The sequence below is a fragment of the Pseudoalteromonas sp. H105 genome (assembly GCF_001469215.1).
In the GTDB taxonomy this organism is placed as follows: domain Bacteria; phylum Pseudomonadota; class Gammaproteobacteria; order Enterobacterales; family Alteromonadaceae; genus Pseudoalteromonas.
In genome coordinates, this window is the sequence record NZ_LOFH01000007.1 from 108,201 (window position 1) to 128,269 (window position 20,069).

Annotated in this window: 17 protein-coding genes; 9 read left to right on the plus strand and 8 right to left on the minus strand. The window is 40.6% G+C overall.

Going from position 1 to position 20,069, the window contains the following annotated elements; translation table 11 throughout:
• Nucleotides 1-6 precede the first annotated feature (6 nt).
• On the plus strand, nt 7-1,185 hold the full coding sequence (locus ATS75_RS13035) for a methyltransferase (protein WP_058560858.1): 1,179 nt from the start codon (nt 7-9) through the stop codon (nt 1,183-1,185).
• Between the two features lie 16 nt (nt 1,186-1,201).
• A complete protein-coding gene (gene can, locus ATS75_RS13040; protein ID WP_058560859.1) occupies nt 1,202-1,855 on the plus strand; it encodes a carbonate dehydratase in 654 nt (217 codons plus the stop codon).
• Nucleotides 1,856-1,908: 53 nt separating this feature from the next.
• Here can and ubiK read toward each other — a convergent pair whose 3' ends face one another.
• Nucleotides 1,909-2,169, minus strand: a complete 261-nt coding sequence (ubiK, locus tag ATS75_RS13045; protein WP_058560860.1) for a ubiquinone biosynthesis accessory factor UbiK — start codon at nt 2,167-2,169, stop codon at nt 1,909-1,911.
• A 123-nt stretch (nt 2,170-2,292) separates the two neighbouring features.
• On the opposite strand from ubiK, the gene rep reads away from it, so the two are divergent.
• Nucleotides 2,293-4,311 (plus strand): DNA helicase Rep, encoded by a 2,019-nt coding sequence (gene rep / locus ATS75_RS13050; RefSeq protein ID WP_058560982.1) that lies wholly within the window; start codon nt 2,293-2,295, stop codon nt 4,309-4,311.
• Here the strand turns inward: rep and ATS75_RS13055 are convergent, their stop codons facing one another.
• The 3 genes from ATS75_RS13055 to elbB form a co-directional block, all read right to left on the minus strand.
• Nucleotides 4,312-6,891, minus strand: a complete 2,580-nt coding sequence (locus tag ATS75_RS13055) for a diguanylate cyclase domain-containing protein (protein ID WP_058560861.1) — start codon at nt 6,889-6,891, stop codon at nt 4,312-4,314.
• A 189-nt stretch (nt 6,892-7,080) separates the two neighbouring features.
• Complete coding sequence (locus ATS75_RS13060) at nt 7,081-7,473, minus strand: c-type cytochrome (RefSeq protein ID WP_058560862.1); 393 nt, start codon at nt 7,471-7,473, stop codon at nt 7,081-7,083.
• Nucleotides 7,474-7,670: 197 nt separating this feature from the next.
• Nucleotides 7,671-8,321 carry an isoprenoid biosynthesis glyoxalase ElbB gene (gene elbB, locus ATS75_RS13065; protein ID WP_058560863.1) on the minus strand — a complete coding sequence of 217 codons (651 nt, stop codon included), beginning with the start codon at nt 8,319-8,321 and terminating at the stop codon, nt 7,671-7,673.
• 517 nt (nt 8,322-8,838) lie between these two features.
• On the opposite strand from elbB, the gene polA reads away from it, so the two are divergent.
• Nucleotides 8,839-11,574, plus strand: a complete 2,736-nt coding sequence (polA, locus tag ATS75_RS13070; RefSeq protein WP_058560864.1) for a DNA polymerase I — start codon at nt 8,839-8,841, stop codon at nt 11,572-11,574.
• Between the two features lie 58 nt (nt 11,575-11,632).
• Here the strand turns inward: polA and ATS75_RS13075 are convergent, their stop codons facing one another.
• Together ATS75_RS13075 and ATS75_RS13080 are read right to left on the minus strand one after the other, a co-directional pair.
• Entirely contained in the window at nt 11,633-12,403 is a 771-nt protein-coding gene (locus ATS75_RS13075; protein ID WP_161936900.1) for a lipase secretion chaperone, read from the minus strand.
• Between the two features lie 35 nt (nt 12,404-12,438).
• Nucleotides 12,439-13,359, minus strand: coding sequence for a lipase family alpha/beta hydrolase (locus ATS75_RS13080; protein ID WP_058560866.1), 921 nt, complete (start codon nt 13,357-13,359; stop codon nt 12,439-12,441).
• Nucleotides 13,360-13,794: 435 nt separating this feature from the next.
• Between ATS75_RS13080 and ATS75_RS13085 the strand changes: the two genes are divergently transcribed.
• A complete protein-coding gene (locus tag ATS75_RS13085) occupies nt 13,795-14,382 on the plus strand; it encodes a YceI family protein (RefSeq protein ID WP_058560867.1) in 588 nt (195 codons plus the stop codon).
• Nucleotides 14,383-14,645: 263 nt separating this feature from the next.
• Nucleotides 14,646-15,173 carry a DUF1285 domain-containing protein gene (locus ATS75_RS13090; RefSeq protein WP_058560868.1) on the plus strand — a complete coding sequence of 176 codons (528 nt, stop codon included), beginning with the start codon at nt 14,646-14,648 and terminating at the stop codon, nt 15,171-15,173.
• Here the strand turns inward: ATS75_RS13090 and yihA are convergent.
• Nucleotides 15,170-15,826 (minus strand): ribosome biogenesis GTP-binding protein YihA/YsxC, encoded by a 657-nt coding sequence (yihA, locus tag ATS75_RS13095; protein WP_058560869.1) that lies wholly within the window; start codon nt 15,824-15,826, stop codon nt 15,170-15,172. The two genes, ATS75_RS13090 and yihA, sit on opposite strands and share 4 nt — an antisense overlap.
• A 282-nt stretch (nt 15,827-16,108) precedes the next feature.
• Here yihA and ATS75_RS13100 point away from each other — a divergent pair, with 282 nt between their 5' ends.
• From ATS75_RS13100 to ATS75_RS13110, 3 genes are all read left to right on the plus strand, one after another.
• Nucleotides 16,109-16,741 (plus strand): c-type cytochrome, encoded by a 633-nt coding sequence (locus tag ATS75_RS13100; protein WP_058560870.1) that lies wholly within the window; start codon nt 16,109-16,111, stop codon nt 16,739-16,741.
• Nucleotides 16,742-17,480: 739 nt separating this feature from the next.
• Entirely contained in the window at nt 17,481-18,071 is a 591-nt protein-coding gene (yihI, locus tag ATS75_RS13105) for a Der GTPase-activating protein YihI (RefSeq protein WP_058560871.1), read from the plus strand.
• Nucleotides 18,071-18,583: a DUF2489 domain-containing protein gene (locus ATS75_RS13110; protein ID WP_058560872.1), complete on the plus strand. Its 513-nt coding sequence runs from the start codon at nt 18,071-18,073 to the stop codon at nt 18,581-18,583. The genes yihI and ATS75_RS13110 overlap by 1 nt, the downstream gene beginning before the upstream one ends.
• A gap of 57 nt (nt 18,584-18,640) precedes the next feature.
• Here the strand turns inward: ATS75_RS13110 and hemN are convergent, their stop codons facing one another.
• Nucleotides 18,641-20,014, minus strand: a complete 1,374-nt coding sequence (gene hemN / locus ATS75_RS13115) for an oxygen-independent coproporphyrinogen III oxidase (RefSeq protein ID WP_058560873.1) — start codon at nt 20,012-20,014, stop codon at nt 18,641-18,643.
• Nucleotides 20,015-20,069: the final 55 nt, after the last annotated feature.

Sequence of the window (20,069 nt, forward strand, 5' to 3'; positions counted from 1 at the left end):
AATTTTATGACCCTAGCTGAGCAGTTTACAGCCTTAGATAACCTCCTTTATTCAACTCGACAATACTGGCAATGTACAGCGTTTGATTATGATGAACTGCCATGGTCATCGTTGTCGGCCCCGCTTGAACAGTTGTCAGATAGTGATGTTGCAGAATTAGATAGCGATCAAGATGCGCTATACGCATTTTTTAGCTCGCACATTGAAGGTGTTGAACAATTGCCTTATTTAAGCACCTTATCTGTCGCGCAGGTAGCACGCACTGATTATCCTTTTTGGATAAGTAATGGTATTAAGGGGCGTAAATTTGAGCAGTTACAAGATTTTGTTGGATCTTTGGGCGAGCAAGCTCAGCCAGTGCTTGAATGGTGTGCAGGAAAAGGGCATTTAGGGCGTATGATCGCGTTTAATCATGCGCCCAGTGTACATAGTATCGAATTGCAAACACACTTGTGCGAACAAGGCCAGCACAGTGCTCAGCAGCAAGGTCTCGCGGTGAAATTTAGCCAAGCTGATGTGTTAACCGATGATGTATCTGATTATTTTGAACCACAACAACATGCGGTTGCACTGCATGCTTGTGGGGCATTGCATCAACACTTTATGCAGCTTGCGAGTAAGGCAAAAACACAGCAGATAAGTTTATCGCCATGTTGTTATCACTTGTTCACAGATGATAAGTATGAGGCAATGAGTGAGCAAGCAAAACGCAGTCAACTGAGCTTGCGCCACCGAGATCTCAAGCTTGCTTTACAGGAAACTGTTACCGCGCCTTCGCGAGTTGCGAAAGTACGTAAAACAGAAGTGGAATGGCGGTTAGGGTTTGACGCCATGAGAAAAGATATCACAGGTTCAACAACTTACATTAGTGTGCCCTCTGTTAATAAGGCCGTGTTCTCAGATTCATTTGAAGCATTCTGCGCATGGGCTGCTGACAAAAAGGCCATAAAAATACCGCAAGGCATTGATTATCAATATTTTCTATTGAAAGGGCAAATGCGTAAAAAAGTTACTGAACGCATCGAACTGGTTCGACATGTGTTCCGCAGAGCAATTGAAGTTTGGCTTGTGCTTGATCGTGCTTTATATTTGCAACAACAAGGTTATCAAGTCACCGTGAACACATTTTGTGAAAAGCAATTAACACCTCGCAATATCTTGATCAAAGCACGCTTACCGAAATAAATAGATAAGGGATCCAATGAGAAAGTTAAAGAACTTATTTGAAAATAATAAACGCTGGGCAGAGCGCACTTGCAAAGACGATCCTGACTTTTTTAAAATTTTATCTATGCAGCAAAATCCAGAGTACTTATGGATTGGGTGTTCAGATTCACGAGTGCCAGCTAATGAAATTGTCGATTTAATGCCTGGTGAATTGTTTGTTCATCGTAATGTGGCAAATGTGGTTGTGCACACGGATCATAATTGCTTGTCGGTCATGCAATACGCTGTTGAAGTGCTAAAAGTAAAACACATTATGGTGGTGGGTCATTATGGGTGTGGTGGTGTGCAAGCGGTACTGAATGATGCCAAGTTTGGTCTTATCGATAATTGGTTACGCCATGTGGGTGACGTTAAAGAAAAGTACATTAGCAAAATCAATAGCATGCCTGAGAAAGAACGTCTTGATTGCCTTATTGAGTTGAATGTTATCGAGCAAGTGCGCAATGTATGCCGTACTAATATTGTGCAAGAAGCATGGCAACGAGGACAAGATTTGACAATTCATGGCTGGGTATATGGCTTGGCGAATGGTCATTTGAATGATTTAGAGTCGGTTGTTACATGTGCTGATGAAGTGATAGATACCTACAAGGTAGCAGCAGAAAAAGTATTTACACGCCGAACATAATCAGGCATTAAAAAGGCAGCGTCAGCTGCCTTAATCACTCTATAACGTATTATTTATACGTCATCTTTGTTCGTAAGTTGTTGCTCTAATAACGCAACCTTCTCTTCAAGTTCAGTTAGCTTTTCGCGCGTACGTATAAGTACCTTGCTCTGAATTTCAAACTCTTCACGGCTAACAAAGTCCATTTCAGCTAATTTATTTTGGATGGCTTGCTTGGTTTTTGCTTCAAACGTATCTGCGAGGTTTTTAACACCCTGTGGCATGTTACTAGAGATTTGCTTGGCGATTTCTTCAATTTTTGCTGGGTTGATCATATCTATCCCTCGGTGTCGCGTAAAATGATAATAGCTATAGTGGTTAATATTACCTTATTGGCTAGGCGTATTGTAGTGATTACGTTAAAATTGCCCGTCTTTAATGCAATCTCTTTGGTCGTTATGAAACTCAATCCTAAACAAGATGAAGCGGTAAAATATATTAGTGGTCCATGCTTGGTGCTAGCAGGAGCAGGCTCAGGTAAAACGCGAGTTATTACTAATAAAATCGCTTATTTAGTGCAAAAATGTGAGTATCAAGCGCGCAATATTGCTGCCGTCACATTTACCAATAAAGCTGCCAAAGAGATGCGCGAACGGGTAATGCAAACACTTGGTAAGCAAGAATCAAAGGGGTTATGGGTCTCTACGTTTCACACCTTAGGGCTTGAGATTATTAAAAAAGAATTGTCTACTTTAGGTTTCAAGCCAGGCTTTTCATTGTTTGATGATCAAGACACGAATCAGCTATTGGGTGATTTAACCGAGGACGAACTTAAAAAAGACAAAGATCTGCTTAATTTATTGAAGATGCAGATTGGTAGTTGGAAGAATGAACTCATCCTCCCTGAGCAAGCGATCCGTGAGGCCAGAGAGCCACAAAAAGCGTTATTTGCTCAGCTGTACGCACGTTATCAAACTCAACTTCGCGCCTATAACGCGCTTGATTTTGATGATCTAATTATGATCCCCACTTTATTATTAACCAATAATGCAACGTCTCGAGAACGTTGGCAGCAGCGTTTTCGTTATCTGCTGGTGGATGAGTACCAAGATACCAATACCAGCCAATACCAGTTAGTAAAGCTATTAGTGGGTGAACGCGCGCGCTTTACGGTAGTAGGGGATGACGACCAATCGATATATTCATGGCGAGGTGCGCGACCACAAAACCTTGTACTACTAAGTAAAGATTTTCCAGGCCTTAGGCTTATTAAGCTTGAGCAAAACTATCGCAGCGCGGGGCGAATTCTTAAAGCGGCCAATATTTTGATTGCTAATAACCCGCATGAATTTGATAAAAAACTATTCAGTGAACTTGGTTATGGTGAGCCGATAAAAGTGATTGGTTGTCGTGATGAGGAACATGAATCTGAGCGCGTGGTGGCTGAAATCATCTCACATAAGTTTATGAAGCGAACCAGCTATAAAGATTATGCGATTTTGTATCGTGGTAACCATCAAGCCCGTGGCTTTGAAAAATCGTTAATGAGTAACCGTATTCCTTATAAAATTAGTGGTGGGATGTCGTTTTTCTCACGCTCTGAAATTAAAGATATCATGGCGTATTTACGGTTATTAGTGAATCAGGACGATGATAATGCCTTTTTACGCATTGTTAATACACCCCGTCGTGAAATAGGCACTGTCACGCTTGAAAAATTAGGAACGTTAGCTAATGAAAAGCACGCAAGCTTATTTGCTACCTGCTTTGATAACGACCTAAGTTACAGACTTAAGGGGCGAGGACTTAATTCGTTAGCCGGTTTTGCCCGTTGGGTGGTAGAACTGTCAGATAACGCTGTACGTGGTGACACGCTTGAAGCGGTAAAAGATTTGATTAGACAAATTAATTACGAAGCGTATCTGTATGAATCATCCCCGAGCGCGAAAGCAGCAGAAATGCGGATGAAAAATGTCTCTGAGTTATACCGGTGGATCACTGACATGTTGACAGGGGATGCTGATAATCAGCCAATGACGCTCGCTGAGGTTGTCAGTAAATTAACATTGCGAGACATGCTCGAACGCAATGAAGAAGAAGACGAAAGTGATGCCGTTCAGCTCCTGACGTTACATGCATCAAAAGGCCTCGAATACCCGTACGTATTTATGGTGGGAATGGAAGAAGGCTTGTTACCGCATCAAGTGAGTATTGATGAAGAAAATGTTGATGAAGAACGACGTTTAGCTTACGTAGGTATCACGCGTGCACAACAAGAATTAACCATGACCTATGCGAAAATACGCCGACAATTTGGTGAAACATCGCAAACAGAATTAAGCCGCTTTGTACAAGAGCTGCCACAAGATGACTTAGCGTTTGAAAATAGAAAAGCACCCAATACGCAAGCTGAGCGTATGGAAAAAGGCCAAGCTCGTGTAGCTAACTTACGAGCCATGCTAAAAAAGCCTAACTAATCAGTTTAACTGCTGCTCGGCGTCATCATTGGGCGTTAAAGTATTTTCAACGGGTATTGTCATTGCGTGCTGTTTACCAACAAAAAGTGACAGGCCATGGGTGTCTAATAAAGCTCTAAAGTTTAAAATAGAGGGGCCTTTTGCAATGACTTTGACCTGTTTTATTTTCGTGATAGCTAATACGCCTTGTAACTGCAAATCATAGCTTTGTTGTTGCAGTACGCGTTTGCTAAATGTTGAGCTGAGTAACACATAGTTAAAATCAATATCAGTGAGTAAGTTCAATTCACAACGATCTTTAGCAAAGTCATTCAAACCAATCGCAAAGCCAAGTTTACTTAACTGTTTGAGATTACTGATTTGTACTGCTGACGCATACCGAATCTCTTGTTCATTGAACAATAGGCATACTTGCTTTTTATTTGTGTGACTGTTGAGTGTTAAACATAGCGACTGAAATTCGACTTTTTCGAGTAATAGAGCCGAGCAAGGGACTAAAACAAGGTTTAAATTAGCCACACTTGCTTGTTGGCAAACTTGGTTTAAAAGTTGTAATTCAACCTCGAGTTGCTGTGTTTTATCAGCAGTGAACTTCTTTAAAATATCAAAGCTCGTACTGCCAAGGACTGGGTGCTCACCAAATGCTTCAACCAATACCTCGGGCTGAAACTCTTCATCCAGTGTGATTATCTCTGAACTACGAAAATGGATTGGTAAGGTATCTAAGTGGTGATTAGCTTCAAATCCATGTGGGTTTGCGCCAACATTAAGTAGTGGGTGGAAAAACTCAAACCGACTTCGGCCTGCATTTTTGGCATAGTACATTGCGGCATCGGCATCTCTGATAATTTCATCAGTGTGTTTATAGCCGACTTTAGAATAAGTAATCCCCACGCTGGCACCACTTTGTACACATATTCCCTTCATACAAAACGGCTTTTTCATTAATTTAATAATTCGTTTGGCAACGTCTTCAGCTTGTTGGCGTTCAGTCAAGTGGGTTAACAAAATAACAAACTCGTCGCCACCCAGACGCGCTAATAAATCATGCTCACGAATACATTGGGAGAACGATTCAGCCACCCCAATTAAGAATTGATCGCCCGCTTGGTGTCCTAGTTGATCATTGATGTCTTTGAATTTATCTAAATCAATAAATAGCACTGCAAATTGTTGCTCAGGGAAACGCTGGTTATGCTGTAGTGTTTTTTCTAATTGAGTTAAAAACAGGCTGCGATTAGGTAAACCTGTCAAAGAGTCATGATGAGCGTCATGGTACAGCTGCTGTTCTATTTTCTTTCGTTCTTCAATTTGCATTTGTAAATGCATGTTAGTTTGGCGAATCTCTTTTGTTTTTTCAGCGACGCGTTGCTCAAGATTTTGGTTACTTTGCTTAAGTGCTTGGTGTGCCAAATGTGCCTGTAATACCGTGGCTATTTGGTGTGAAACAAACGTAATCAGCTCAAAGTCATCTTGATTGAAAATATGCTTATTTTGGTAAGCTTGGCAAACAATTAAGCCAATAACTCCCTGTGATGTTTTCAGCGGCGCCCCTAGCCAACTCGTGGCAGTTTGCTTTGCTGGTACTTTTTCTGGTCGCTCAATGACGCCTTGCTTAATGAGCTCTTCAGAGCGTTTAGTATCGAGGAGTTGAGTCTGCTCAGTGCTTAGCACTAATTCACTGTAGCCTTTAGCAAAAGGACGTGGTTGGGTATTACTACGGAATTCATCAACGCAATACGGAAAAGTTAACCAAGCAGACTCCTTGTCATACAAGGCAATGTATAAGTTATCAGCATAGGTTATTGATTTTATTATCTCATGGACTTGCTGGTAGACTTCTTCTATTTGTTTACTTTGTGTTGCGAGTTCAGATATTTTAAATAAAATATGCTGACGCTCAAGGGTCTTTTTATGTTGCTCTACTTCTAAATTGAGTGCTTCGTTGCTTTGTGTGAGGGCGCGGGTTCTTATTTTAACTTCTGATTCAAGGAGTTCACGTTTTTTTACCCGCTCGATTGCTGTGGAGAGGTACATCGACATAACCTCAAGCAACTCTATTTGCTGATCAGAATAACTCTGTTCTTTATCATAACTTTGCGCAACCAAGACGCCGATGATTTGTCTGTTGCGATAAACGGGTACACCGACCCAGTGTTCTGCCGGGGTACCCAATACTTTAAATTCACCTTGGTCAGCCGCGGCTTGCATTTCCTCCCCGCTGAAATAGGTTGTTTTCCCCTGTTTGAATACATAGCCTGTCACACCTTGGCTAAAGTTATGGTCTTGATTAAGGGGAATCGCTATACCGTCTTTCTCATCAGCAAAGTAAGAAAGCTCTAATGTATTGGTAAATTGATTTAATAAAACAACATAGAAGCTTTTGCTGTGAACATAATCTTGGAGAATATCGTGAATAGCAGGGTAAAGTAGTGTCAACTCTGCAACATTGCTAGCCTGCTCTGATAATTGAATCAGGGCATTTTGTAAATGATGGGACTGCTTATACTTTTTTACTAAGGCGGATAAACGTGCGTTTTTATGCTCTAGCTTTTTCAGTAAAGCTACTTTATCTTCCACTGATGTTGAACCATCTATTATTGTATAATTATTGCTCTTATATTTTCATTTTTTGTGCTAAAGGTCAAGTAGATAATAGTATGAGAGGAAAAAGCTTTTTTATAGTTATAAAGTACTTGTTTTTATTGTTTTTAAAATAAAAAAGGCTGAATAATTTCAGCCTTTTTTATTTTTTTAAGTAATTTAGTATTACTTTTTAGTCATGAATGTGATGGCTGCTTGAATCTCATCATCAGAACAATCCATGCATGTTCCTTTTGGCGGCATGGCATTAAAACCATTAATTGCATGATCTAATAATGTCTCTGCGCCTTTTGCAAGTCGAGGGGCCCAGTCATCAACAGACTTAGGAGCGCCAAGTGCGCCAGTACCATGACATGCAAAACATGATGCTTGATACACCTGTTCGCCAGAGCGAGGGCCTGCTGGCACTTCAGCAACAGCGGCTTTATCGCCTTCAAAGTATACTGCACCAATTGGAGCGATACGTTTTTTGATCGCATCTTCAGTCATAGAGTTATCATATGCTTGTGCGTTTACGGTGGTTGCTAGCAATAATAATGCTGCTGATAGTTTTTTCATTTTGCCTTGCTCACTTCGATTTGAACGTGATCAATCACGATAGATGACGGAATTTAGAACGATTATAACGCTTAGCTACAATTTATAAAACGCCGAGAGTCGTTTTTATTTTGAAAAATCGATATTTTTTGCTTTAACGCAAAAAATATCGATTTAAAGATCATTAATTTGATCGTGGTTTAGCTGCTCAAAATGTATTAACACATTTTAATAATGGCTTTGACTAGCTTTTCTATTCCTGCATCAGCTTCTAGAATAGACTCGGCAAGCATGTAAGCAGGTGTGCTTACCAACTTGTGCTGTTCATCAATAACAATATCATCAACAGCGCAATTAACATGTTCTGCACCAAGCATATTAATTGCTGATGCTGTTTCAGGATCATCGCCAATGGTTACTTTAGCACCTGCATTATAAATCAGTGGGATCATTGCTGGGGCAATACACATATAGCCAGCAGGTTTTGCCATCGTTGCAAATTGTTGGCACGCTGTTTTAATATCGGGTTGAAGCTGTGCCTGTGTTCCTTTTACGGCAAAATCAGATAGGTTTTTTGCAGCCCCAAATCCCCCAGGAAGGATCAAAGCATCAAAGTGTGTAGCATCAAGATCCGTAAGCGGTTTGATGTCGCCGCGTGCAATTCGGGCTGCTTCCACTAATACATTTCGATTTTGGCTCATTGGCTCACCGCTTAAATGATTAATCGTGTGCATTTGCTCTATATCGGGTGCAAAACATTGGTACGATGCGCCTGCTTTTGCGATGTGTAACAAGGTCAGCACGGCTTCATTTATTTCTGCGCCATCATACACACCACAGCCAGCTAAAATTACGGCAATTTTTTTCATAATGAGGATCTCCTTTATACAATGTTGCTCAGTCTAGCATGCAGTTGAAGTTAAATTATGGAAAATATAATGCACATGTATTTTCTCAACCTGTACTTTAGTGAAGTAAAATCAAGGCATATACTTTTATATGAGCGTTATAAGAGGAAAAAATTATAAAGGATCACTATGATCTTTGATCCATTGTGGTAGAATGCTCGTCCGGTTATTTAGAAGGGTAAAAAATAACCGTATAAAAGAGTGAATGTAAAAGGGTTAAAATTGCTTTTCCACATTTACCTAAAAAATAATAAAAAAGAACGCCGTATTATCTTTTTATATAAAACATACACTTAAAGTTTTTCTAGGTTGTTTACACTACTTTGGAGGAATATCTTGTGCGTGTTATCTACAAAGTTATCCACAGTTTACTCTGTCATTATTAAATTAGTTAACCAATTCGCAGTCGTTTTATGTTTTGCCTTATGGCATGCTTATCATAATTCTGTTTATCTTTTATTTAGGATCCAATTACACCATGGCTCAGATCCCAGAAAACCCACTTATTTTAGTTGATGGCTCTTCTTATTTATTTCGTGCTTATCATTCGCCACCGCACTTAACTAACTCAAAAGGAGAGGCGACAGGTGCTATTTATGGCGTGATCAATATGCTGAAAAGTTTGATCAAACAATATGATCCGTCGCATATGGTGGTTGTTTTTGATGCCAAAGGTAAAACCTTTCGAAATGATATGTACAGTGAGTACAAAGCTAATCGACCGCCTATGCCTGACGATTTGCGTACGCAGATTGCACCATTACATAGCATCATTAAAGCTATGGGGTTTCCGCTTATTAGTATTGAAGGTGTTGAAGCGGATGACGTGATTGGTACATTTGCGCGTATCGCAACAGAGCAAAAGCGTCATGTACTTGTTTCTACTGGCGACAAAGATATGGCTCAACTAGTGAATGAACACGTTACATTGATCAATACCATGACAGATAGCATTTCAGATCCCGTCACCGTTGTTGAGAAGTTTGGTGTGGGTCCTGAGCTGATTATCGACTACTTAGCACTGATGGGTGACAAGGTTGATAATATTCCAGGTGTAGATGGGTGTGGTCCAAAAACAGCGGTTAAATGGTTACAAAAGTATGGTTCATTACAGGGCGTATTAGATCATGCGGGTGAGATAAAAGGGAAGATTGGTGAAAAACTGGCAGCAGCAGTTGATCATTTACCTCTTAGCTATGAGCTTGCAACTATCAAATGCGATGTTGAAGTTGAGTCAGATTTAGACACGTTCAAGCTACAAGATCCTAACCGTGATGAACTTATCGCATTATATGGAGAATGTGAGTTCCGCCGTTGGTTAGCTGAGCTACTTGATAACCCTAAAGACGCTGATACCAACCTGGCAGTGCCCAGCGAAGAAAGTGAATTACCTAAAGTGGCGGATGCCCATTATGAAACTATTCTAACAGCTGAGCAGTTAGATACATTGGTTAATCAATTAAATGACGCAGAGTTGTTTGCTTTTGATACTGAAACAACAAGCTTAGATTATATGCAGGCACAGTTAGTGGGGATGAGCTTTGCAGTAAAAGCGGGCGAAGCATTTTATTTACCTGTTGCGCATGATTACCCTGATGCGCCAGAGCAGTTATCACTTGAAACAGTGATGGCAAGAATTGGCCCTATCTTAGCGGATGAAAATAAAGCCAAAGTCGGTCAAAACCTTAAATATGATAAGAGTGTATTAGCGAATGCAGGCTTTGCATTAAACGGGATAAAATTTGATACGATGCTAGAGTCTTATGTATTCAATAGTGTGGGTACACGCCATGATATGGATTCACTGGCGCTTAAATACTTAGGCCACAAGAATATCAGCTTTGAAGATATCGCAGGTAAAGGCAAAAAACAGTTAACGTTCAACCAAATTGAGCTTGAAAAAGCAGCGCCTTATGCTGCTGAAGATGCAGATATTACTCTGCGTTTACACCAAGTGCTATGGCCTAAAATTGAGGCCGATGAAAAACTAAAATCAGTTTTTGAAGAAATTGAATTACCGCTAGTGAGCGTTATTTCAGATATAGAACGCACCGGTGTGGCCATTGACAGTAAAATGCTGGCAGCACACAGCCAACGCTTGGGTGAGCGCTTAATTGAACTTGAAAAAGAAGCGTTTGAAATCGCAGGCGAACCATTTAATTTAAGTTCACCTAAACAATTACAAGTGCTCTTGTTTGAAAAGCTTGAACTCCCTATTATCAAAAAGACCCCAAAAGGCGCGCCTTCAACAGCGGAAGAAGTGCTGCAAGAGCTGGCGCATGACTACCCGTTGCCAAAAGTTATTATTGAACATCGTGGGCTGTCAAAACTGAAGTCAACTTATACCGATAAACTGCCTTTAATGGTTAATGAGCAGACGAACCGTGTTCATACCTCTTACCATCAGGCGGTTACGGCAACAGGGCGATTAAGCTCTACTGATCCTAATTTACAAAATATTCCCATTCGTTCAGAGGAAGGGCGTCGTATCCGTGAAGCGTTTATTGCTGCGGATGGGTATAAAATTGTGGCGGCCGATTATAGTCAGATTGAATTACGTATTATGGCGCATTTATCGCAAGATAAAGGGCTTTTAAATGCCTTTGCAAATGGTCTGGATGTTCACAGTGCAACGGCTGCGGAAGTCTTTGGCGTCGAGCTTGAAGCTGTTACGACAGACATGCGCCGCAAAGCTAAAGCGGTAAACTTTGGTTTAATTTATGGCATGTCTGCATTTGGTTTAGCGCGTCAACTAGATGTACCACGCCATGAAGCACAGCACTATATTGATAAGTACTTTGAGCGTTTTCCTGGTGTACTTGATTACATGGAATCAACACGAGAAAAAGCTGCAGAAAATGGTTACGTCGAAACTATTTTTGGCCGTCGTTTACATTTACCAGAGATCAATGCGCGTAATGGCGCACGTCGAAAAGGAGCTGAACGTGCAGCAATCAATGCGCCAATGCAAGGAACCGCCGCTGACATTATTAAAAAGGCCATGCTTACTGTGCACAAGTGGGTCAACGAGCAAGCACCTAATACGGTGAAGCTATTAATGCAAGTACACGATGAATTAGTGTTTGAAATTAAAGCGGACTGCGCAGAGCAATACACCGCTCAGATTTGTAAGTTAATGTCTGAAGCGGCTGCGTTGGATGTTCCGCTCATCGTTGAAGCTGATACGGGTGACAACTGGGAGCAAGCGCATTAATAATCGCTATTAGAAAAGTGATCTCATTAAAAAAGCGCGGCCAATTTGGCCGCGTTTTTTATGTTTCAGGGTACAGCGCTAAAAAGTGACGCTTTTGTTGTGTTGTTAAGTGTTTATCTAATAATTGAGCTGTTTTTTGTTGTGCCTGTGATGAACTTAAGTTTTGCTTTAAGTGGCTAATCTCATTGATAAGTTTCTTGCATAAGGCTTGCCATTGTTGACGTTCGTGCTGCAAATCAATCAACCGCGTGGCTGCGGCATCACCAAACTCACTGGCCAGTTGATTATAATTTTGACTATTAAACGCTTCATTTAGCTCGGTATTAAGCGCATGTATATCTTTACTCGGTTTGAGCGCCGATAAAATATGCTCAGGTTGCGAAGCATCTATATTGGCCAGTAACTGATGCTTTAATTCATCCGTTAACGAGTTATCAAGGTTCACCTCAAGTTTAGCCAGTGTGTAGGCTTGCCATTGATTATCCTCATCGAAAAGTAACGCTATTTCTTGCTCAGTAAAATACTGGCTTTGTAATGCCATTATTTCATGCAACAACTCGTTTAAAGGTAAGTGTGCCAGTGCAGACTGATACGTTAATAATGCTTCCTTAAAGCTTAAGTATTTGGCAAACAAGGCTTCATATGGCTGACATTGCTCAAGTTCAGTGCACTCTTTATGAATCGTGTGGGTATTAAACTCATTCGTATTTTGGGCTGTTAAAATTACATGCTCAAACACCCTATCTACGCTTGTAGGTACGTTTACTTTAGAAGGAGAGATGGGCGCCTTAGGTTGGACTAAAACATAGCCCAGTCCAATAAACAGCATAGTTGAAAACACCCAAAATATAGGGGAGCGCATTATTACAGGCCCATATTTTTTAATCGGTTTGCATGTTGGCGATAGACTGTAATGGGATCAGTTTCAAATAAATGATGAAAACCAAGTATTTGATTTACTTCGTCAAGGTGATTCATACGGTAGTTATCTTTTATGACATACCCGAGGTGACTACTACAACGTGAGACCAAACCGTCGTCATCACCTGGAATTAAAAGAGAGGTAACACTTAATGCAGCATCGGAAGGGTCAAAAATGTTGGTGAAAGCACGTGTTCCGCTCCACGAAAAATAATACACACCATTGCTCGCTTGCAATGGCCCTTGTTGACAAGGAGATTGTGGTAGTCCTTCAGGGTATTTTTGGTTAAACGCTAATGCGCCTTGAGTTGTGAGGCTTTCAAGTGCCCCAATGGCGTCTTGTGGCAATTGGCTATTACCAGAGAGTAAAGCAATCAACCCGCCAAAAGCATCGAATGCGCTTTTGGCAACGCCTTCAAGGTTTGATCCCGGTGTTAATCCATCTCTGGCTATATCGGCTACAGGGCTGCCAAAATTGACACCCCCTACACTGGTTACAGATGCCACCAATGCTGGCTTTATTGATGCAACATATCGAATACTTTGCGCCCCTTGACTATGGCCTATCAAGTTGACTTTTTGGGCCCCAGTCAGTGCCAGTATTTGCTCTACTTGCAGTAAAAGTTGTTCACCTCTTTGCTCTGAACTATTGAGTGAAGACACTGAGGTAGTAAATACCATGGCACCATCTTTACTCAATTGCTCCGGGATACGATAAAAATAATCGATACCCAAAACGTCATCAAACCCCATTAGGCCATGGGCTAAAACAATAGGGTATTTAGTTTCGGTATAGCCCGCTTTGACGTGATAGCTAAATAAGGTAAGGAGGCTCAAAACAGTGAGTGTTATTATTTTTTTCATATGAGAGTGCTCTTTATTGTGTGTTAAGGTTTTTTCGTGAGTGACTATAACAATTGAGTATTTATTCTATTTAGATAAATAGAACAAATTTCACCCACTTGCAATGTTATTTAAATGTTAAAATAAAATATATTTTGTAGGTTACGTTATTGGTTTATCAATTCTGCGGCTTGGTCAGTGTATTTAGTTTATTTATGCGAACCGATTTGCTAAAGTCCGCGCCGTCCTCATCCTGTAGGACATCCTGTTGATGATGCACTCGAAAGGGTGCAACTTATTGATAGCTTCTCCCCAGTTTGCTATACCGGCTCTGTATTTATTGACAGAGCCGTTTTTTCTTGTCTGCCACAACACGATTCTGTCGCACTATTTATTGCACTAAAGTGCTTAGGTGATACCATTTAATCTCATTTTCATTTTTGAAAGGATAGCGTCGTGGTTAAATCTTTTGCTGTTTTAGGCTTCTCATTGGCAAGTCTATTTGTGAGCAACATCGCACAAGCTGATTGGCAGTTAAACAACGATAAAAGCAAAGTGAGTTTTGTTTCAATCAAGAATAGCAGTATCGCTGAAGTACATCATTTCAATACTGTATCTGGTTCATTATCTGAGCAAGGCAATTTCAGCGTAAATATCGATTTGGCATCCGTGGAGACAATGATCCCAATTCGTAATCAGCGTATGACTGAATTTGTCTTTGAAACCGTCAAATTTCCGAAGGCAAGTTTGCATGCTGATTTAAGCAAAAAATTGCCACAGTTGACTGCTGGCCAGCACACACTCAAAGCGATTAAAGCTACGCTCAACTTCCATGGAGAACAAAAGCAGATTAGTACGGATGTATTGATACATGTTGCTCAAGATGGTGACATAACAGTCTCGTCTTTATCGCCTTTAATTATTAATGCAGCTGATTTTTCCGTAATAGAGGGGATTGCAACACTACAAAAACTAGCTGGACTGTCTGCGATTGCCACAGCAGTGCCAGTGAGTTATTCACTTACGTTAGAAAAAGCGCAATAACATAAAGTATACCCAGGCCACCTCAAGATGCGAGCGTCGCTTTTAAACCAACCCGCAGGGCGTTTCACTGGCACTTACTCTCATCGTTGTTACTTTTTAAACGGGACTGCCATTGTTGCAAAGTAACGCCTTGATATTAAGCCCCTGTAAAACGCTGAATTCGGCATCTTGAGGTGGTTTGGGTATATATGCATTTGTTCAATGCACATGCATGTGGTAAAAATCAGTTAACGAATCAATTTCTTCTATTGTTAGGAAAACACATGCGGTCAGTTTCAGATTTAGCAGCATTGTTATCTCAGCCCTGTAAACCGTTTGAACAATGGCAGCCTTCGTCGTGTGGCTCATTACCGATTGAAATAGACAACCATGCAAGGTGGTATTACCAAGGCAGCGAGATAACGCGATTAAATTTGGTAAAGCTATTTGCGTCTGTCTTATGCAAAGAACACGGTACGTTTTATTTAAAAACGCCTATCGAAAAGATAGCAATTACTGTTGCTGATTCGCCGTTTATGATCGTCAGCTGGCGTTATGAAACCACTGTTCAGGGTGACGTATTATGTTGCGTTGATAATCTTGAGCGAGTGTGGCTGGTGACGCCGACGCAGCCTTTAATAATGCAAAACTATCAAGGTGATGAAGTGCCGTATTTACAGTTGCCAAATGGCTGTAGTGCGCGAATTACGCGAAGTGTTTATTATCAATGGGCTGAAGAAATAGCACGAGCAGATGAGCAAGGCTATTTCATTCAATCTGCGTCGCAGCGCTTTTATTTATCTGTTAATTAAGCTTCTGGCGTGGGTGTTTCATCACTCGGTGGTACTGCAACAATAGGTCCTAGGTACCATTCATCTAATTTTTTAGCCAGCTCAGGTAAACCAGTGCCTTTTAGCGATGAAAATGCATGGACAGTGATATCGCCTTCAAGGTTGCTTAACTCACGGCGTACCTGAAGTACTTGTGCTTTGCGAGCGCCTTGCTTGAGTTTATCTGCTTTGGTTAGTAGCGCTAATACCGGAATTTTACTGCCAATTGCCCAGTTGATTAAATCTAAATCCAAATCTTTTAACGGATGGCGTATATCCATCAGTACCACAATACCTTTCAAACTTTGGCGTTTCTGTAAGTATTCTCCTAATGACTTTTGCCATTTCTTTTTCATTTCAATAGGTACTTTGGCAAATCCATAGCCAGGTAAATCAATGAGGCGCATGTCATCAACATCAGCTAACTCAAAGGTATTGATTAGTTGCGTACGACCGGGTGTTTTACTGGTGCGTGCCAGCTTTTGGTCAGTGAGTGCGTTGAGGGCACTTGACTTCCCTGCATTAGAACGACCCGCGAAAGCAACTTCAATTCCCGTATCAGCAGGTAATTTAGTGATATCTGGAGCGCTGGTAACGAACGACGCAGTGTTGTATTTGATACGAGATTTAAGCACGGGCTTTCCTAAGTACAATGAAAAAGAATAAAAAGTAAACTAAGTTTACTCAGGGCGCGTATTTTATACTATTACCAACACATTAAAAAGCGGATTTGAGACAAGTAAAGCGCCTTAAATAAAGCAAAAGCATGTGAATAAAGCTTAATCTAGGTCAAAACCCTATAATTTATAAGTTTAATATGAGTAGAAAACGTGCCAGAGAATTTATTATCGTGTAGAATATATAAATCGCAACATCCATATTGTAGATGATACAGGGTCGGAAACAGAGAATTCACCATGAAAAAAATAGCACTATCTTTAACTATATTGCTTGGTGCGTTGTCAGCAAGCAACGCAACAGCATTTGATGGCGATGTAAACGCAGGTAAAGAAAAATCAGCAACGTGTGCGGCTTGTCACGGCCCAGACGGTAATGCGCCGGTTAATATCTACCCAAAGATTGCAGGTCAACACGCAGATTACATTTATAAACAATTAGTCGAGTTCAAATCAGGTATGACGTCTGGCGGTAAAGAGGGTCGTATGGATCCTGTAATGAGCGCAATGGCTATGCCTCTTAGTGATCAAGACATGAAAGACATCGCAGCTTATTTTTCGACATTGAATATGTCAGAAGGAACAACACCTAAAGATGTGGTTGAAGCGGGCGCAATGTTGTACAAAGCAGGCGATGCTGAACGTGGAATCCCGTCATGTGCTTCATGCCATGGTCCGCGCGGTAATGGGTCGTCTTTAGCTAAGTTCCCTAAAGTGTCGTTCCAGCACCCAGGTTACATAAAATCACAGCTGGAAAAATTCCGTGATGGAAGTCGTAATAATGACTTAAACGGAATGATGCAAGACATTGCTAAAAAATTAACAGATAAAGACATTGAAGTGCTTTCAAAGTACTTAGGTGGATTGCACTAAAGTAGCATAGATTAGTTTTTTAGCTAATACTAAACTATACAATGAGTTCAAAAAGCAGCAGTCGCTGCTTTTTTTGTATCTATAACCCTTCGCTTTTATCCCAACCATTTGTAAGACATTGCCCATAGTCATGTGTAAGTAAAATCTTATTTTTATTTTTTGTTTTAATCTAAGTTATTGTAAATTATTACCTTGGTATTGTTGCAACTTGTTTCTTGTAAGAAAAAATATATAAATTAGTTGTAACAAAATTATTAATGCGTAAATTATCCCCTGTCGCAACGAACAACAAAAACAAAATGGATTAAGCTATAAGGAAAGTAGTCAGCGTCAATATTGAGGGTTAACATCATTGATGTTCTCAAAGGAAATACTAAAAAAGTGTCATTGAAGACCGAGAATAATAAAAAATCATGGAAGTTTGATAATAATAATAAAATGGAATGCCACAGGGAATGTAATAACAATAACAAAATGGAACAGCAATAATAATAAAAATAATAAAGACTAAAAAGTCGAAGGGAGAAGTGTCCAGAATTATGGCGCTCAGATTAGTAGGCGGTAGAGATGTTTTCTCTACCGCCTTTTTATTTGTCCTGTTACAATAGCGAGCGAAAAAGTGCGCTAGTAGTCGAGTAACCCAACCTCATTCAGCACTGACCGAATTCTTCTGGCAAGGCCAGCATTGCAACGCCATAGTGTGTGTTGTTCAAAACCTCTTAAGTGAGACGATCAAGATATGAGTAGAAAGAAAAAATCACGTAAAATTCCATCAAACGGGCCAGTTCGTTTGAGTCAAGACAAGCTTAAGGAAATACGTGCTTTGAAAGAGCAGCGTGTTAAAAAGCACAAAGGTGCAAAACCGGGCTCTCGAAACGCGGTGGATGCACTCCAGCAAGAAACAAAAAATAGTCACACTCAGAATAAAGACAAACGTGTGGGCAGCAAAAAGCCAGTGTCTTTAGTTGCTAAAGCGCCTGAGCCAGTCATTGAGCTAAAACGTAACTTAAAACCTCAGGTTGAGCTTGTGAAAGTGACCGAGCCAGAGTTATCGCCAGAGCAAGAGCTTGAAGCGTTAGAAAATGATGAAAGACTATTAAAACTCATTGAGCGCCATGAACAAGGCGAAATGCTAACGGGTAAAGATGCTAAATACTTTAATAGCCGCATAGATCGTCACCAAGTGCTGTGTGAAATTTTGGGCATTGAAGATGAACCAGAAGATGAATTTGATGACGAAGAACATGAAGCGCAAGGTAATAGTGACTTTGACCGTTATTTATCAAACGATCTCGCGAATGAGTGGCTAGATGATGAGGATGATAAATAATGAATATGATGATCTTAGCTCTGTGTGTGGGCGCTGTGATCATCGCAGGCTTAGCATTTTACGCAGGGCAACTGCTCTATAAGCTCAAGGCACAAAACGAGCATATAGCGAAAGAGCAAGCCAAACAGCAGCAACAGCTGGCTAAATCGCGTTTAGAGCGTAATGCTAAGCTCGCAGACAGTATTCACCTTATTGCACGGGCTATGGAGCAGGAGCAATGTGAGTTTTCTGAAGGAAGCTTGCGTATTTGGGTGTTAATGTCGCAGTATAGCTTTGCGCAAGAGAGCGATTTAACGCTTCGTTATCCGGGCATTTTTGCAATGTATGAAGTGGTAAAAGAAATGCCGACCCACGACGCGCGTAAAAAATATTCGAAGAAAGAAATTTTTAAACAAGATACGGCGCGTTGGCGTGCAGAAGAAACACACGCTGATCAAATTAAAGTGGATTGTAAAAAGATTATTGAAGAGTTTAAAGCAGCCCCTGGCAGTGAAAACGTGGTATTTAATTAACCACTCCTTAATATAAACAATAAAAAAGCAGACTAAGGTCTGCTTTTTTATTGTGTGTTAAATGACTCGTGAGAATCGCGTTGCACTAATTTGTTTTTGTAAGTGCGCATCAAAGCACATACAGATAATCCGAATAAATAAGTTACCCCGTGCAGTAACGGTGATACGTTGGTTTTCGATAGCGACTAAACCATCTTCTTGTAATGGCTTTAATGCTTGTAAAGAATCCTCAAAATAGGCATCAAACGCTAATTGATATTTGGCAGCGATATGTTGCATATCAAGTTCGAAATGACAGATCAGTTGCTTAATGACATCTGCGCGGATCACGTCATCAGCATTCAGTTGCATTCCTTTTATGATAGGGCTTCCTGCTTGATTTTCGATAGCGCTATAGTAGTGCTTAAGCTCTTTTTGATTTTGTAAAATAGAGGTGCCAATCTGTGAAATTGATGACACGCCCAAACCTAACAAGTCACAATTTCCGTGGGTTGTATAGCCCTGAAAGTTACGATGCAACTGTTGCTTATTTTGTGCTACCGCTAACTCATTACTGGTTTTTGCGAAGTGATCCATCCCAATAAACTGATACCCTGCAGCACGCATTTGCTCAAGTGTATTTTTAAACATTGTAAGTTTGTCATGCGCGTTTGGTAAATCGGCGTCTTTAATTTTTCGTTGTGCTGCAAAGCGTTCAGGTAAATGGGCATAGTTGAACACAGAAACTCTGTCAGGGCTCAGTGCAATGAGCTGCTCTATTGTTTCTTTAAAGCTCTCTGGCGTTTGCAGTGGTAAGCCGTAAATCATATCGGCATTGATTGATGAAAAACCAAGCTCACGCGCTTGGCTTATAAGCCCTTTTACTTCGTCAGCACTTTGAGGGCGATTAACTGCTAACTGCACTGCATCGTTAAAATCTTGAATACCAAATGATACACGATTAAAGCCTAAGCTGCGTAAGTGAGCGAGCATGCCGTCTGCGAGCGAGCGGGGGTCTATTTCAATACCGCGCTCAGCATCGCCAGTAAAATTAAAGTGCTGGTTTAATAATGTGGTTAAACGAGTCATTTGGTCGGCGGTCAAAAATGTTGGAGTGCCACCGCCTAAATGCAGTTGTTCAACTTGATAATGACTAAAGAGTGGGGCTTGGGCGATGATTTCTTTTTCTAAATAATCAAGGTATAAATCAGCTTTGGATTGGTGGCGGGTGATCACCTTATTACAGCCACAGTAATAGCAAAGCTGGCTACAAAATGGAATATGTATATATAAAGATAAACTATTGCTCGAGGAAGATGCTATAGCATCAATAAGATTGCTTTGTTTATAGCCTTCTTGCAATGATAAAGCGGTCGGATAGGATGTATACCGTGGACCAGATACATTGTATTTATTAATTAAGTTTTCATCCCATTGAGGTAAATTTATCATCACGCGCGCCTTTAAATAAAGTTTGCGCAATTATAAAAAAACCACAACATGGCGG